The sequence below is a fragment of the Pseudomonas sp. XP1 genome (assembly GCF_053557675.1).
Genome location: NZ_JBNRIJ010000012.1, coordinates 43180 through 57780, shown reverse-complemented (window position 1 = coordinate 57780; position 14601 = coordinate 43180). Strand labels below are relative to the sequence as shown.

The following is a 14601-nucleotide window of genomic DNA, read 5'->3' as shown; positions in this document are numbered from 1 at the left end:
GCCGAGTATGACGCAGAATGGGATCCTGAAACAGCGAACGCAGGTGCTGGCGCAGCTCGCGAGCCTGCACTGCATCCAAAAGCTGGCACGGAACCTGTGGGAGCGGGCGTGCCCGCGAACACCGGCGAAGCCGGTGCCAGGCACCGAGTCGCCTGCTTCGCGGGCACGCCCGCTCCCACAGGTTCCGTGTCGCCTTTGAGGTGCAATCAGCGCACGCCCGGCGAAACGATGATTTTCACGTTCTCCTCCTTGTTGTTGACCAGCTCCTCGAAGCCCAGCTCGACAATCTGCTCCAGCCCGATCCGCCCGGTCACCAGCGGGCGAATATCCAGCCTGCCGTCAGCGATGAAGGCAATGACATCGGCAAACTCGCCGTTGTAGGCCAACGCCCCCAGCACCTGCTTTTCGGTGGACACCAGTTCGAAGAAGTTGAACTCGCTGGGTTCTTCGAAAATGCCCACAAGTACGCACTTGCCCGCCTTGCGGATGGTGTCGATGGCCAGCTTGGCCGTGTGCTTGTTGCCGATGCATTCAAAGCTCACGTCCGCCCCCAGCCCAGCAGTCAGCTTGCGGATTTCCGCCAGGGCGTCGCACTGGCTGGGGTCCAGCACCACGCTGGCGCCAACTTCCTTGGCCTTGGCCTTGCGTGCCGAGGACATCTCCAGTGCGATCACCTGCGCCGCGCCAGCCGCCTTGGCACACATGATGGTGCACAAGCCGATTGTGCCGGCGCCGACCACCACCACTGTCTGGCCAAGCAGGCTATCGGCCTTCTTTACCGCATGCATGCCCACCGCCAGCGGCTCGATCAGTGCCCCGGCCTCTGCCGGGAAACCCTGCGGCAGCCGGTACAGCAGGTTGGCGGGCACGTTGACCAGTTCGGCAAAGGCGCCGTTGTTCATCAGGCCGGTGAAGGCCAGGCGCTCGCAGATGTTGTACAGGCCGTGGGTGCAGTAGTAGCAGGTGCCGCAATGCTGGCAGGCGTCCGCAGCCACCGGGTCACCGACGGCAAAACCTTCCACCCCTTCACCCAGCTTGGCGATCTGGCCGCAGAATTCGTGGCCGAGGATGCACTGACCCTGTATGCCGGTCAGCGGGTGTGGTGCTTCCACGGGGATGAATACCGGACCGGCGACGTATTCGTGCAGGTCGGAGCCGCAGATACCGCACCAGTCCACCTTGATCTGCACCCATCCTGGCGCAGGGTCGGCCGGCAGGGGCACCTGTTCGACGCGAATATCATTGCGGCCATGCCAGACGGCAGCACGCATGTGGGTGTGGCTCAGGTCGTTCATTGCTTTTCTCCAGGCTCACGGAAAGGGCTTAGTGCTTGCGCAGGAACGCGAGCAGTTGCTGGTTGACCTGTTCGGCCGCCTCCATCTGCACCATGTGGCCGGCCTCAGGCAGCACCAGCACTTCAGCCTCCAGCCCTTCGGCATGGCTGGCCGGAATGATCGCGTCCTTGCCACCCCACACCACCAGTGCCGGGTGCTGCCCCAGCACCCCGCGCAGGTCATGGCGCTGTCGGTCGCCGTCGGCGATGGCCGATGCCAACAGGCGCAGCGCCTCGTCCACACCTTCCAGGCGCTTGAACTTGAGCATGTCCTCCAGCATCTGCCGGGTGACGAGTGCCGGGTCGGCAAACAGCTGCACCATCTGCGGCTTGAGGGCATTGCGATTGGCGGCAGCGACGAAGCCTTGCAGGTACTGCCCGTTGATTGCCTCGCCCAGCCCGGCACTGGCCACCAGGCTCAGGCTGGCAACCCGCTGCGGCGCCAGGCGCGCCACGTTCAGGCTGACCGCGCCGCCCATGGAGTGGCCGGCCAGGTGGGCCTTGGCGATGTCCAGGTGGTCGAGCAGGGCCAGCACTGTTTCGCTCAACTCGTCCAGGTCGCCCCGTTGCAGGGCCTTGGTCGACTCGCCATGGCCAGGCAGGTCGAGGGCGATCACACGTCGCTCGGCAGCCAGCGCCGGGTGGTTGAACAGCCAGTTGTTGAGATCGCCACCAAAGCCGTGCACCAAAACCAGTGGCGTGCCACCTTCGCCCAGCTCGAACCAGCGCAGCAGACGGCCCCCCACTTGCGCCTTCTGAGGGGCCGGCCCCTGAGCCTGGTCGGCGCCACCCTCGGCGACGAACTCGGCCTGGAAGCGCTGCACCACGGCATCGATTTCAGCCTCTTCGGCTTCGCCTTCCACCACTACTGCCAGCAGGGCACCGACCGGCAGGGTTTCATCAGGCCTGGCCACCTGGCGGCGCAACACACCGCTGAACGGGGCTTCGACACTGCTGCTGATCTTGTCGGTCTCGACATCCAGCACCTCGTCACCCTTGTTGATTTCGTCACCTTCCTGTTTCAGCCAGGTATCCACCCGGCCCTCGGTCATCGACAGGCCCCACTTGGGCATGGTCAGGGTATGGATCTGGCTCATGCGGCACTCCTTGCGGCTTCGATCACTTTGCGTACCGCAGCCTCGATCTTCGCCGCGTCAGGGATGTACAGGTCTTCCAAGGCATCGGAGAACGGCACAGGAGTATGCGGGGCGGTGACCATTTCTATCGGGCCCTTGAGCGCGCCGAAGGCCTTCTGTGCCACCAGCGCGCTGATGTCGGTGGCCATGGAGCAACGCGGGTTGGCTTCGTCGATAACCACCAGGCGGCCGGTCTTTTCCACGCTTTCCAGGATGCTGTCCTCGTCCAGCGGGCTGGTGGTGCGCAGGTCCAGCACCTCGCAGTCGATACCCTGGCGGGCCAGGTTGTTGGCTGCTTCCAGCGCCACATGCACCATGCGGCCATAGGTGACCAGAGTCACGTCGTCACCATCACGCAGGAAGTTGGCTTCGCCGAACGGCACGGTGTAAACCTCTTCCGGCACCTCGCCTTGCATGCTGTACAGCAGCTTGTGCTCGCAGAAGATCACCGGGTCGTTGTCGCGAATCGCCTGTATCAACAGGCCCTTGGCATCGTACGGCGAGGACGGGCAGACCACCTTCAGGCCAGGAATGTGTGTCCACAGCGAGGTGAGCATCTGCGAGTGCTGGGCCGCCGCACGCAGGCCAGCGCCGTACATGGTGCGCATCACCAACGGGGTGACCGCCTTGCCGCCGAACATGTAGCGGAACTTGGCGGCCTGGTTGAGGATCTGGTCCAGGCAGCAGCCGGCGAAGTCGACGAACATCAGCTCGCACACCGGGCGCAGGCCCTGGGTGGCAGCACCAACGGCGGCGCCGACGTAGCCGATTTCCGATAGCGGAGCGTCGAGCACGCGCCCCGGGAACTGGTGGTAAAGGCCCTTGGTTACGCCCAGCACGCCACCCCAGGCGTCATCCTCGCCGGGGGCACCGGCGCCGCCAGCAACGTCTTCGCCAATGATGAACACCGTGTTGTCGCGGCGCATTTCCTGGGCCAGGGCTTCGTTGATGGCCTGCTGGTAGCTGATCTTTCTTGCCATGGTGATTCTCCTGTTGTTCTTGTAATCCGCGGCTCAGGGGTAGGCGACGTAGACGTCGGTGAGCAGGTCGGCGGGCTGTGGCTTGGGATCGGACTTGGCGCGGCGCACGGCGTCTTCGATCAGGTCTTCGACGCGGGCGTCGATGGCATCCAGTTGCGCAGCCGTGAGCAGGCCGGCGCGGGTGGTCTTGTTGCGGAACTGCATCAGGCAGTCGCGGGATTCGCGCAGGTTCTTCACTTCGTCCGGGGCGCGGTAGGTTTGTGCATCGCCTTCGAAATGGCCGTAGTAGCGGCTGAGCTTGACCTCGATCAGCGATGGGCCTTGCCCGGAACGTGCTCGTTCGATGGCAGCGCCGGCGGCCTCGTATACGGCAAAGAAGTCGAAACCGTCGATGGTGACACCGGGCATGCCGAACCCGGCCGCGCGGTCGGCGATATGGTCGCAGGCAACCGACCAGGTCGAGGCGGTAGCTTCGGCGTAGCCGTTGTTCTCGGCCACGAAGATGCATGGCAGGTTCATGATCGAGGCCATGTTCATGGCTTCGAACACGGCGCCTTCGTTGGAAGCGCCATCGCCGAAGAAGGCCACCGACACATCGTCGCTGCCCTTGATCTTGGCCGCCAGCCCGGCCCCGGCCACCAGCGGTGCACCGGCACCGACGATGCCATTGGCGCCGAGCATGCCTTTTTCCAGGTCGGCGATATGCATCGAGCCGCCCTTGCCACCGCACACGCCGGTCCTTTTGCCGTAGATCTCGGCCATCATGCCGTACACGTCCACTCCCTTGGCGATGCAGTGGCCATGACCGCGGTGGGTCGAGGCGATGCAGTCGCTGTCGCGCAGGTGGGCCATGACCCCGGCAGCGGAAGCCTCTTCGCCGGCATACAGGTGGACGAAGCCGGGGATCTCGCCGGTGGCGAACTCCACGTGCAGGCGTTCTTCGAAGGCGCGGATGGTGCGCATCACTTCATAGGCATGCAGCAATTGTTCGTTACTGAGTTGATTGGACATCTTGTTGTTCTCCAGGGTTGTCTCAACACGGGTTTGCAGGGTGCAACCGGTGGCCGCGCGGTACGGCCAGCAGGTGATGGCGGGCGGCATGCGCCAGCACGGCCTCGACATCCACGCTCAACGGGCCTTGGTGATCGAGGGTGATGGTGGGGGTGTCGTGTTCGGCGAATTCGATTTCGCGCTCGCCGTCCAGCGCCAGGGTGCCGCTGGCCAGGCTCAGGCGATGGGCTACGCCGGGCGTCAGCCGGCCACTGGCGGTGATGCCGCAGCCTTGCAGCAGGCCGGGTGCCAGGGGTGCGAGCAGGGCTTGTTCGGCCCCGGGGTTCAGGCGTACCCAGGCGCCGTGCGGGTCCTGGCGCGAGACCGGGCACCACAGGCCGCACAGGGCCGACAGGCCAATGGCATGGGGTTCGGCGAAACAGGCGAAGACTTCACAAAGGTCCTCGCTGCGGCTCAGTGCCCGAGCGCCGATGAAACGCTGGGGCGACACCGCCACCTCCACCAGGGCCCATTCGGCAAGCTGTTGTTCGGGCACCTTCACCAGCAGGCGCTTGTTGCGGCGCAGGCCGATGCTGGCCGGTACGCGGCCGCTGGCAAGCAGGCCACCGGCCAGGCCGGCGCTGGTGGCCTCGCGCAGTTCGGGGAAGGCATTGTTGGTGCCGGTGGACAAGGTCAGCAGCGGTACGTCACCGGCCTCGGCGGCCACTGCCTTGTGGGTGCCGTCGCCGCCGAGCACGGCGATCATCGCCACGCCTCGCTCGACCATGCGGCGGGTGGCCAGGCGGGTATCGGCAACGGTCTGGGTCAGCGGCAGGTCGATTATTTCGATGGCCGGCCAGTGCTGGTCACGGGCTACTGGGCCCTGGCTGGCCTTGAGCACCGCGGCGGCAATGCCGGTCATGTCACTGGGCAGCAGCACCTGGCCGATGCCGGTGGCACCAAAGGCAGCGAGCAAGCGCTGGATCGCCGAGGCCTTGTCGGTGCTCGAATAGAGCCCGGCGTTGGCAGTCAGGCGGCGCAGGTCGCGGCCAGAGGCAGGGTTGGCAATGATCCCGACGGTCGGGGCGGGTAGCGGCATGGCGCACCTCGTATTCTTGTTTGCCATGGCAGGAGCAAGCGCGGTGCCAGCTTCTTCTGAATTGGCTGAAGTGCCCGCAATAGAGAGGTTTTCTTGTGCTTCGGCGGAGGCTGATGGTTGGGCTGGCGAGACGCCCGGTGCCAGCCTGGGGCCTACGTTGCCGAGACGCTGAGACGCTGCGTCTCAAGCCGGCCGGTAATCACGCAGTGCTTGTCGGGGCCTGCCCGGAAGCGCTTAATGGCCGGACAACGATAAAAACAGCAACGAGAACCGGAGGGCCTGAATGCTTGCCGCGAACTCCCGAGCCCATGTCGACTGCGTCAGCAGGGTGCTGAAGAATGCCGACCGCCTGCCGCAGGCGCCGGTGCCAACGCTGATCCTCGATTCATGGCGCCGCTCCATGGAGCTGTACCGCCTCGACCCCGGGTCCCAGCAGGGGCCGCGCATCCTGTCCCAAAGCCTGCTCAACGAATGCCGCGAGCGCGCCGAACTGTTCCTGCGTATCGCCAGCGATGCAGTGGCCCGCCTGCATGAGCGGGTGCGCGGTGCCGACTACTGCGTGCTGCTCACCGATGCCTTGGGGCGCACCATCGATTACCGGGTCGAGTCGGCCATCCGCAACGACTGCCGCAAGGCCGGGCTGTATCTGGGCACCTGCTGGTCGGAGGGCGAGGAGGGCACCTGCGGCGTGGCGGCAGTGTTGACCAGCAAGGCCCCGGTCACGGTGCACAAGCGCGACCACTTCCGCGCTGCGTTCATTGGCCTGACCTGTACGGCGGCTCCGGTGTTCGACCCGTTGGGCGAGTTGCTGGGCGTGGTGGATGTCTCGGCCTTGCAGTCGCCGGATGACCGCCGCAGCCAGCACCTGATCCGCCAATTGGTCGAGCAGACCGCCCGCGAGATCGAGAACGCCTTCTTCATGCACAGTGCCCAGGGCCATTGGGTGATGCGTGCCCATGGCACGCCGGGCTATGTGGAAAGCCAGCCCGACTACCTGCTGGCCTGGGATGGCGATGGCCGCCTGCAGGCGATCAACAGCCTGGCGCGCCAGCGGCTGGTGGAGCAACTGGGGCGTTTGCCCGAGCACATTGGCGAGCTTTTCGACATGGACCAGCTGCGCCGCGTGAATGCATCGTCCGCTCAACGGCTGCCGGGCCTGGGTGGGCTGTACGGCCGGGTCAGCGCACCCCGCCAGCGCCAGCGTGCGCAGCCGTTGCGCCAGGCCCAGGACGCCCGCATCGAGCAGCATCTGCGCCTGGCCACGCGGGTCAAGGACTGCAACCTGGCGGTGCTTGTGCAAGGCGAGACGGGGGCTGGCAAAGAGGTGTTCGCCCGCCAGCTGCATCAGCAAAGCCAGCGTCGCGATGGCCCGTTCGTCACCCTGAACTGCGCGGCCATTCCGGAGAGCCTGATCGAGAGCGAGCTGTTCGGTTATGTGGCCGGGGCCTTCACCGGGGCTTCCAGCAAAGGCATGCAGGGGCTGTTGCAGCAGGCCGATGGCGGCACGCTGTTCCTCGACGAAATCGGTGACATGCCGCTGAACCTGCAAACCCGGTTGCTGCGCGTACTGGCCGAAGGTGAAGTGGCGCCGCTGGGCGCGGCGCGGCGGGAGCGGGTGGATATCCAGGTGATTTGCGCGACCCACCGTGATTTGGCAGCGATGGTGGAGGATGGGCGTTTTCGTGAGGACCTGTACTTCCGCCTGGCCAATGCCCGCTTCGAGTTGCCGCCACTGCGCGAGCGTGAGGACCGCTTGGGGTTGATTCACCAGTTGCTGGCCGAGGAGGCCGAGGCCTGCGGGGTCGAGGCGGTGTTGGCGGATGATGCGCTGCAGGCGCTGCTGGTTTACCGCTGGCCTGGGAACTTGCGCCAGCTGCGGCAGGTGCTGCGCTATGCCTGTGCGGTGAGCGAGGGCGGGCGGGTGCAGGTGCAGGACCTGCCGCAGGAAGTGCGCGGCGAGATAGTCGCGTCGGCTGAAAGCAGCATGTCTTGTCCTGCCCGGCAGTTGCTGCTGGATGCGCTGATCCGCCATCGCTGGAAGCCGGCCGATGCGGCGCGGGCTCTGGGGATATCGCGGGCGACCTTGTACCGGCGGGTGCATGAGCACCACATCGAGATGCCGCGGATGAAGGGGTAGGGCCCAGGGGGCGCGTTGCGCCCCTTTCGCGACACAAGGCCGCTCCCACAGGTACAGCGTCAACCTCGAGGCCTTGCAAAACCCTGTGGGAGCGGCCTTGTGTCGCGATGGGCCGCAAAGCGGCCCCAGGATCCCCCAGGCAATAAAAAACCCCGGAACAAGTCCGGGGTTTTCGGTACATCACACTACACGATCACTCCTGGCTAGCCAGTTTGTGCTCGAGGTAGTGAATGTTGACGCCGCCTTTGCAGAAACCTTCATCACGCACCAGGTCGCGGTGCAGCGGGATGTTGGTCTTGATGCCGTCGACGACGATCTCGTCCAGGGCATTGCGCATGCGCGCCATGGCTTCGTCGCGGTCCTTGCCGTAGGTGATCAGCTTGCCAATCAGCGAGTCGTAGTTCGGCGGAACCGAGTAACCGCTGTACAGGTGCGAATCCACACGCACGCCGTTGCCGCCCGGGGCGTGGAAGTGCTTCACCTTGCCTGGGCTCGGGATGAACTTCTTCGGGTCTTCGGCGTTGATACGGCATTCTAGCGCATGGCCACGAATGACCACGTCTTCCTGGCGGAACGACAGCTTGTTGCCAGCGGCGATGCTCAGCATCTCCTTGACGATGTCGATACCGGTAACCATCTCCGACACCGGGTGCTCAACCTGCACGCGGGTGTTCATCTCGATGAAGTAGAAGCGGCCGTTTTCGTACAGGAACTCGAAAGTACCCGCACCACGGTAGCCGATCTCGATGCACGCATCGACGCAGCGCTTGAACACTTCCTGACGGGCTTTTTCGTCGATGCCCGGGGCTGGCGCTTCTTCCAGTACCTTCTGGTGTCGGCGCTGCAGCGAGCAGTCACGGTCACCCAGGTGGATGGCGTTGCCTTGGCCGTCGGACAGTACCTGTACTTCCACGTGGCGTGGGTTGGTCAGGAACTTCTCCAGGTAGACCATCGGGTTGCCGAAGGCTGCACCGGCTTCGGTACGGGTGAGCTTGGCCGAGGCAATCAGGTCCTCTTCCTTGTGCACCACGCGCATGCCGCGACCACCACCGCCACCGGCGGCCTTGATGATCACTGGGTAGCCGACGTCACGAGCAATCGCCAGGGCGACTTCTTCATCTTCCGGCAGTGGGCCATCGGAGCCCGGCACGGTCGGTACGCCCGACTTGATCATCGCGTCCTTGGCCGAAACCTTGTCGCCCATCAGGCGAATGGTGTCGGCTTTCGGGCCGATGAAGGCGAAACCGGATTTTTCCACCTGCTCGGCGAAATCGGCGTTTTCCGCCAGGAAGCCGTAGCCCGGGTGGATCGCGGTGGCGCCGGTCACTTCGGCGGCAGCGATGATCGCCGGGATATGCAGGTAGGAATCCTTGGACGATGCAGGGCCGATGCAGACCGACTCGTCTGCCAGGCCCAGGTGCATCAGTTCACGGTCGGCAGTGGAGTGCACTGCGACGGTCTTGATGCCCAGCTCTTTGCAGGCACGCAGGATCCGCAGGGCAATTTCCCCGCGGTTGGCGATCAGGACTTTTTCGAGCTTCCCAGACATCGTTGGCTCTCCGCGATTCAAACGACGGTGAACAGCGGCTGGTCGAACTCAACCGGCTGGCCGTCTTCTACCAGGATGGCGTCGATGACACCGCCAACATCGGCTTCGATGTGGTTCATCATCTTCATGGCTTCGACGATGCACAGGGTGTCGCCTTTCTTCACGGTCTGGCCAACTTCAGCGAAGTTCGGCGAGGTCGGCGAAGGCTTGCGGTAGAAGGTACCTACCATCGGCGAGCGGATCACGGTGCCTTTCAGGGCCGGGGCAGCGGCAGCGGCTTCGGCGGCCGGAGCGGCAGCGGCGACTGGGGCAGCAACAGGGGCAGCGGCTACCGGAGCCGGTGCGAAGTACTGCTGGGCAGCTGGGGTCTTGCTGTGACGGCTAATACGGACCGACTCTTCGCCTTCCTTGATCTCCAGTTCGTCGATGCCAGACTCTTCCAGCAGCTCGATCAGTTTCTTGACTTTACGGATATCCATTAATCATCAACTCCCAAAGGTTCGGTCAGGGGGCGAAATACAAAAAACGTATCTGAAACGTTTCTCTCGAACCCTGGCCCACCGAGGCCAGGGTTTTCATCATTTGGGCTGTGCGTTGGCAGCCAGTTGTTCCAGCGCGGACTCCAGGGCCAAGCGATAACCGCTGGCGCCCAGACCGCAAATCACCCCTACGGCAACATCGGAAAAGTAGGAGTGGTGGCGGAACGGTTCGCGTTTGTGCACGTTGGACAGGTGCACTTCGATGAATGGGATGCTCACCGCAAGCAATGCGTCACGTAATGCGACGCTTGTGTGGGTGAAAGCAGCCGGATTGATCAGGATGAAGTCCACACCCTCGTTGCGTGCGGCGTGAATGCGGTCGATCAGTTCGTATTCGGCGTTGCTCTGCAGGTACTGCAGATGGTGGCCTGCGGCGCGGGCACGTTGCTCCAGGTCCTGGTTGATCTGGGCCAGGGTCACGGCGCCGTAATGGCCAGGCTCGCGGGTACCGAGCAGGTTGAGGTTGGGGCCGTGGAGCACCAGTAGCGTTGCCATCTGCGGATTCCTTGGATTTGTAGGGCAATTCGACACAGCGCGGCGAGTGTGCCGTAAAGCGACGGCAAGTGTCCAGTTCCCGGCAATAGCCAGCACGATGTCCGAGGTTCGCGCGAAGTATGTGACCGGATAATTAAATTCGGTCACTGATTTCAGGATTTTTCACAGCTCGCGGGAAGTTATAGACCGACTTTGCCGCGCACGCGTGTCAGAATTTGTGCAAATTCGCCGGCATTTATCTCGCCAATGACCCGATCAGCGGTTATTTCGCTACCGTTCGCGGCAAAGAACAACAAGGCGGGAGGGCCGAACAGCTGGTAGCGGTCCAGCAGGCTGCGTTGTTCGGCATTGCTTTCGGTGATGTCGAAACGCAGCAGCTTGAAGCCAGCCAGTTGTGCTTGCACCTGCGGGGCGGTGAGCACCTCGCGCTCGATCACCTTGCAGCTGATGCACCAGTCGGCGTACCAGTCCAGCAGTACCGGCTGGCCGGCCTCCTTGGCCTGCTCCAGTGCTGCGTCCAGTGCGGCGGGTGTAGTGATGGTCTGCCAGCTCTGCGCCTGCACCGCCGGCCCGTTGCCGGTGGCGACAAGGGTTGCCGGCGGTAGCGGGCGTAGCGGGTCGCCTTGGCCGCTGAGGGCGCCATACCAGCAGGCCAGGGCATACACCAGCAAGGCCAGACCGAGCAGTTGGGCCAGGCGCTGGCGTGCGGTCTTGACGACAAATTCGAGAGCACCGAGGAACAGCGCCACGCCAGCGGCAAGGAAACCGACCAGCAGCAAGGTCAGCGAGCCTGGCAGCACACGGCTGAGCAAACCGATGGCCAAGCCCAGCAGCAGAACGCCGATGGCGTTCTTCACCGTGTTCAGCCAAGGGCCGCTTTTCGGTAGCCAGGCCGCGCCACCGGTGGCCACCAGCAGCAATGGTGCGCCCATGCCCAGGCCAAGGGCGAACAGCTTGAGTGCACCGCCCAGGGCATCGCCGCTGGCGCTGATGTACAGCAACGCACCGGCCAGCGGCGCCGACACACAGGGCGAAACCAGCAGGCTGGAGAGTACGCCCAGTATTGCCGCGCCCAGCAGCGAGCCGCCCCGGGTGTGGTTGGCGACATTGTTCAGGCGGTTGCTCAGGGCTTGCGGCAGTTTCAGTTCGAACAGGCCGAACATGGCCAGGGCGAACACCACGAAGAACAGCGCGAAGGGCACCAGCACCCAGGCCGACTGCAGGCGCGCCTGCAGGTTCAGGCCGGCGCCGAACAGCCCCATCAGGGCACCGAGTACAGCGAAGCTGGCTGCCATCGGCAGCACGTAGGCCAGCGACAGCGCCAGCCCGCGCAGGCCGCCGGCCTGGCCACGCAGCACCACGCCGGAAAGGATCGGCAGCATCGGCAGCACGCAGGGGGTGAACGTCAGGCCTACTCCGGCGAGGAAGAACAGCGCCAGCGACTTCCAGGTCCAGGCGTGTTCAGCGCTGGCCGGGGTGCTTGCGCCGCCTTCGCCATCGATGCTCAGGCGTGCGGTTTCCGGCGGGTAGCACAGGCCTTTGTCGGCGCAGCCCTGGTAGCCCACCAACAGGGTGAAGGCACGCGGGTCGTTGCGCGGCAGCTCGATATCGAGCACGCCGTGGTACACCTCGACATCACCGAAGAACTCATCGTGCTTGGCCTCGCCCTTGGGGATGCTTGGTGTGCCCAGGGCAATGTCGGCCGGTTCGGTGCGGAACTGGAAGCGGTGGCGGTAGAGGTAGTAGCCGTCGGTAGCGACGAAGCGCAGCTTGATGGTTTGCGCATCGGCCTGGACCAGGCTGAGCTTGAAGGCCTCGTGTACCGGCAGAAAGTCGGCATTATTGGTCAGCGAAGCTGCGCCGAGGGTGGCGCTGGGGCGGTTGTCGAGCAGGCCTGTGGCGAAGGCAGGGCTGGCCAGCAGCAGGAACAGCAGGAAAAACAGGCGGCGCATGGCGGACTCGCGAGGTGAAACGTGCTGGGCATGATAGCGGAGTTGGTGCAGGTTGGGGCCATGCTGGTGGCGGGGGCGACACATGGCCGCTGGCTGATGTGCTGCCTGTGCCGGCCTCTTCGCGGGTAAACCCGCTCCCACAGGGCCTGCTCCAACCTCGAGGCATATGCTGTACCTATGGGAGCGGCCTTGTGTCGCGAAAGGGCCGCAACGCGGCCCCGGCAATATCAGCTGTGATGCACAGATACTGGGGGCGCTTCGCACCCCTTTCGCGACACAAGGCCGCTCCCACAAAGGTACAGCGTATGCCTTTTCAGACTCTGAAGGCCCGCACCGCCCGGTTCAGTTCACCGCCCAGGCTCAGCAACTGCTCGCCTTGCTCGCGCCCCTCGCCAATGCGCTGCAGGTTGTCCTCACCCAGCTCGTGAATCCGCTCGCTGTGGTCGCGAATCTCACTCACGGCACCACTCTGTTGCGCCGTGACATCGGCAATCCGCACCGCTGTATCCGAAATGGTGCGAATGGCACAGACAATCTCGTCCAGCGCCCCATCCGCCGCCTGGGCCTGGTTGGCCGTGGCCTCGGCATGCTCAAGCTGCGCACGCATCCCGGTCACCGAACTTCTGGCTGCCTGCTGCAAGCGGTCGATCAGTACCTGAATCTCGCCAGTCGCCCCGGTAGTGCGTTGTGCCAGCGAACGCACCTCATCGGCCACCACGGCAAAACCACGGCCCATCTCACCGGCGCGGGCCGCTTCGATCGCGGCATTGAGCGCCAGCAGGTTGGTCTGCTCGGCAATAGAGCGGATCACCGTCAGCACGCCGCCGATGGTGGCCGACTCCTCCGCCAGTTGTTCGATCATGCGAGCGTTGCCCTGCACCTCGTCGACCAACTCACGCAGGCCCGTCAGGCTCTGGCCGATCACCGCCTGACCCTGCTCCACTGCACGTCCGGCATCGCGACTGGCGTCGGCTGCGGCGCTGGCGTCGCCGGCCACTTGCTGGATGGTCGCTTCCAGTTCACCCAGGGCATCGCGGATCTGCCCGGTGTCGCCGGCCTGGCGTTCGGCGCCGTCATGCAGGGCGGCGCTCATGCCGGCCAGGGCGTGGCTGCTACCTGCCACCTGCTCGGCGTTGTGCCGGATGGTGCCGACCAGTTCCACCAGATACTGGCGCAGGCGGTTGAGCGATTCCTGGATGTCGCGCAGTTCACGGTTGGTCCTGCCCAGGGCGATGGCCTCGGCGAAGTCACCCTCGGCCCAGCGCGACAGGGCCGGGGCCAGGCCGGTCAAGGTGCGCGCCAAGCGGCGTTGCAAAGTGTCGATGAGCAAGGCGATAAGCAGGATCAGGCCGATCATCAGGCCCTGGATGATGCGCACTTCGGCGGCAATTTTCGCATGCTGGCCGCGTACCTCGGGTTCCAGCGCCGCAATGGCCTGCTGCACGGCCTCCAGGCGCTGGCCGGTGCTGGCAGCCAGGGCGACGCGGCGCTCGATCTGTTCGCGGGTGCGCTGCAGTTCGGCCGGGTAACGGCCGAGCAGGCTCTGCAGTTCTCGCTTGAGGCCGACGGCAATGTCTTCCTGCTGGGCGCTGGCCTGGGTTTCCAGGCCCATCATCGCGGCGAAGTCGTCGGCACCGGATTCGGCGCTACGGGTTACGCCCAGCAAGGGCAAGGCGTCGATCGCCTGGGCCTGGGCACGGATCAGTTGCAGCTCGCGCTCCACTTCGTCGGCCAGCTCCGGGCGGCCGCTGCTGACCAGCTTGTCCCGGGCCAGCGACAGGCGACCGAGGTGCACGGTGGCGCCGAGCAGTGGCATCAGATAGCGGTTGGCGTCGGCGCTGCCGCTGTCGCGGGCGTAGCCGGCCAGTTGTTCGAAGTTGGCGCCCAATTCCCGCTCGGCTTGCAGCAGCAGGGCTTGCGGGTCGCCGGCCAGTTTGCCGGCGGCCAGCAGCTCCTCGGCGGTAAAGGCTTGCAGGCTGTCCAGGCTGGGGCGCAGTTTGTCGGCCAGTTCGCTGGGCCATTCGGCCAGCGCGGCCTGCAGGTGCTGGTTGGCCTCCATCGCTGCGGCGTGGCGCAGGGCATCACCGCTGCTCAGGTACGCCTGGATATTGCGCGCCGCCTGGTTCTGGAACTGCTGGGACAGGCCCAGGTAGCGCTCCATCAACTGGTAGGGGCGCTCAAGGGCCCGCTGCGACCACCAAAGGGTGGCGCCCAGGGCGATACACACGGTTACCAGCAACAAGGTGTTGAAATTGGTCAGCCACTTCAGGCGCATAGCCGCGAGCTTCCTGCGGGGAGGAGGGGAGGTCGGTGGCTGAAGTTATTGCGATCTTGTGACGGCGTGATGACGGCAGGGGGTTGGCACCATAAAAAAGTGGCACAGTGCCTCTA

General features: G+C 64.8%; 11 protein-coding genes. 1 reads left to right on the top strand and 10 read right to left on the bottom strand.

Annotation, left to right across the window (positions count from 1 at the left end):
- Positions 1-206 precede the first annotated feature (206 nt).
- The 5 genes from ACK1U9_RS13190 to ACK1U9_RS13170 are packed head-to-tail and all read right to left on the bottom strand — an operon-like array spanning position 207 to position 5538.
- Positions 207-1271, bottom strand: a complete 1065-nt coding sequence (locus ACK1U9_RS13190; protein WP_449109949.1) for a 2,3-butanediol dehydrogenase — start codon at positions 1269-1271, stop codon at positions 207-209.
- Between the two features lie 52 nt (positions 1272-1323).
- Positions 1324-2430, bottom strand: coding sequence for an acetoin dehydrogenase dihydrolipoyllysine-residue acetyltransferase subunit (locus tag ACK1U9_RS13185; RefSeq protein ID WP_449109941.1), 1107 nt, complete (start codon positions 2428-2430; stop codon positions 1324-1326).
- Complete coding sequence (locus ACK1U9_RS13180; protein WP_013970705.1) at positions 2427-3449, bottom strand: alpha-ketoacid dehydrogenase subunit beta; 1023 nt, start codon at positions 3447-3449, stop codon at positions 2427-2429. Before ACK1U9_RS13180 ends, ACK1U9_RS13185 begins: the two co-directional genes overlap by 4 nt.
- A 33-nt stretch (positions 3450-3482) precedes the next feature.
- A complete protein-coding gene (locus ACK1U9_RS13175) occupies positions 3483-4460 on the bottom strand; it encodes a thiamine pyrophosphate-dependent dehydrogenase E1 component subunit alpha (RefSeq protein ID WP_046616001.1) in 978 nt (325 codons plus the stop codon).
- 22 nt (positions 4461-4482) lie between these two features.
- Entirely contained in the window at positions 4483-5538 is a 1056-nt protein-coding gene (locus ACK1U9_RS13170) for an ATP-NAD kinase family protein (RefSeq protein WP_108481555.1), read from the bottom strand.
- A 283-nt stretch (positions 5539-5821) separates the two neighbouring features.
- On the opposite strand from ACK1U9_RS13170, the gene ACK1U9_RS13165 reads away from it, so the two are divergent.
- Positions 5822-7675 carry a sigma-54-dependent Fis family transcriptional regulator gene (locus ACK1U9_RS13165; RefSeq protein WP_108481554.1) on the top strand — a complete coding sequence of 618 codons (1854 nt, stop codon included), beginning with the start codon at positions 5822-5824 and terminating at the stop codon, positions 7673-7675.
- 193 nt (positions 7676-7868) lie between these two features.
- Here ACK1U9_RS13165 and accC read toward each other — a convergent pair whose 3' ends face one another.
- The 5 genes from accC to ACK1U9_RS13140 form a co-directional block, all read right to left on the bottom strand.
- Complete coding sequence (gene accC, locus ACK1U9_RS13160) at positions 7869-9224, bottom strand: acetyl-CoA carboxylase biotin carboxylase subunit (RefSeq protein ID WP_046615992.1); 1356 nt, start codon at positions 9222-9224, stop codon at positions 7869-7871.
- A 17-nt stretch (positions 9225-9241) separates the two neighbouring features.
- Positions 9242-9703 (bottom strand): acetyl-CoA carboxylase biotin carboxyl carrier protein, encoded by a 462-nt coding sequence (gene accB / locus ACK1U9_RS13155; RefSeq protein WP_015268813.1) that lies wholly within the window; start codon positions 9701-9703, stop codon positions 9242-9244.
- 99 nt (positions 9704-9802) lie between these two features.
- Positions 9803-10258, bottom strand: a complete 456-nt coding sequence (aroQ, locus tag ACK1U9_RS13150; RefSeq protein ID WP_003255330.1) for a type II 3-dehydroquinate dehydratase — start codon at positions 10256-10258, stop codon at positions 9803-9805.
- Positions 10259-10437: 179 nt separating this feature from the next.
- Complete coding sequence (locus ACK1U9_RS13145) at positions 10438-12210, bottom strand: protein-disulfide reductase DsbD (RefSeq protein WP_449109940.1); 1773 nt, start codon at positions 12208-12210, stop codon at positions 10438-10440.
- Positions 12211-12523: 313 nt separating this feature from the next.
- Positions 12524-14485 (bottom strand): methyl-accepting chemotaxis protein, encoded by a 1962-nt coding sequence (locus ACK1U9_RS13140; RefSeq protein ID WP_108481552.1) that lies wholly within the window; start codon positions 14483-14485, stop codon positions 12524-12526.
- Between the last annotated feature and the right edge of the window lie 116 nt (positions 14486-14601).

Coding starts and splice junctions, on each gene's coding strand:
- accC (WP_046615992.1), bottom strand. CDS start 9,224: ATGTCTGGGAAGCTCGAAAAAGTCCTGATCGCCAACCGCGGGGAAATT.
- ACK1U9_RS13185 (WP_449109941.1), bottom strand. CDS start 2,430: ATGAGCCAGATCCATACCCTGACCATGCCCAAGTGGGGCCTGTCGATG.
- ACK1U9_RS13145 (WP_449109940.1), bottom strand. CDS start 12,210: ATGCGCCGCCTGTTTTTCCTGCTGTTCCTGCTGCTGGCCAGCCCTGCC.
- ACK1U9_RS13170 (WP_108481555.1), bottom strand. CDS start 5,538: ATGCCGCTACCCGCCCCGACCGTCGGGATCATTGCCAACCCTGCCTCT.
- aroQ (WP_003255330.1), bottom strand. CDS start 10,258: ATGGCAACGCTACTGGTGCTCCACGGCCCCAACCTCAACCTGCTCGGT.
- ACK1U9_RS13140 (WP_108481552.1), bottom strand. CDS start 14,485: ATGCGCCTGAAGTGGCTGACCAATTTCAACACCTTGTTGCTGGTAACC.
- ACK1U9_RS13165 (WP_108481554.1), top strand. CDS start 5,822: ATGCTTGCCGCGAACTCCCGAGCCCATGTCGACTGCGTCAGCAGGGTG.
- ACK1U9_RS13190 (WP_449109949.1), bottom strand. CDS start 1,271: ATGCGTGCTGCCGTCTGGCATGGCCGCAATGATATTCGCGTCGAACAG.
- accB (WP_015268813.1), bottom strand. CDS start 9,703: ATGGATATCCGTAAAGTCAAGAAACTGATCGAGCTGCTGGAAGAGTCT.
- ACK1U9_RS13175 (WP_046616001.1), bottom strand. CDS start 4,460: ATGTCCAATCAACTCAGTAACGAACAATTGCTGCATGCCTATGAAGTG.
- ACK1U9_RS13180 (WP_013970705.1), bottom strand. CDS start 3,449: ATGGCAAGAAAGATCAGCTACCAGCAGGCCATCAACGAAGCCCTGGCC.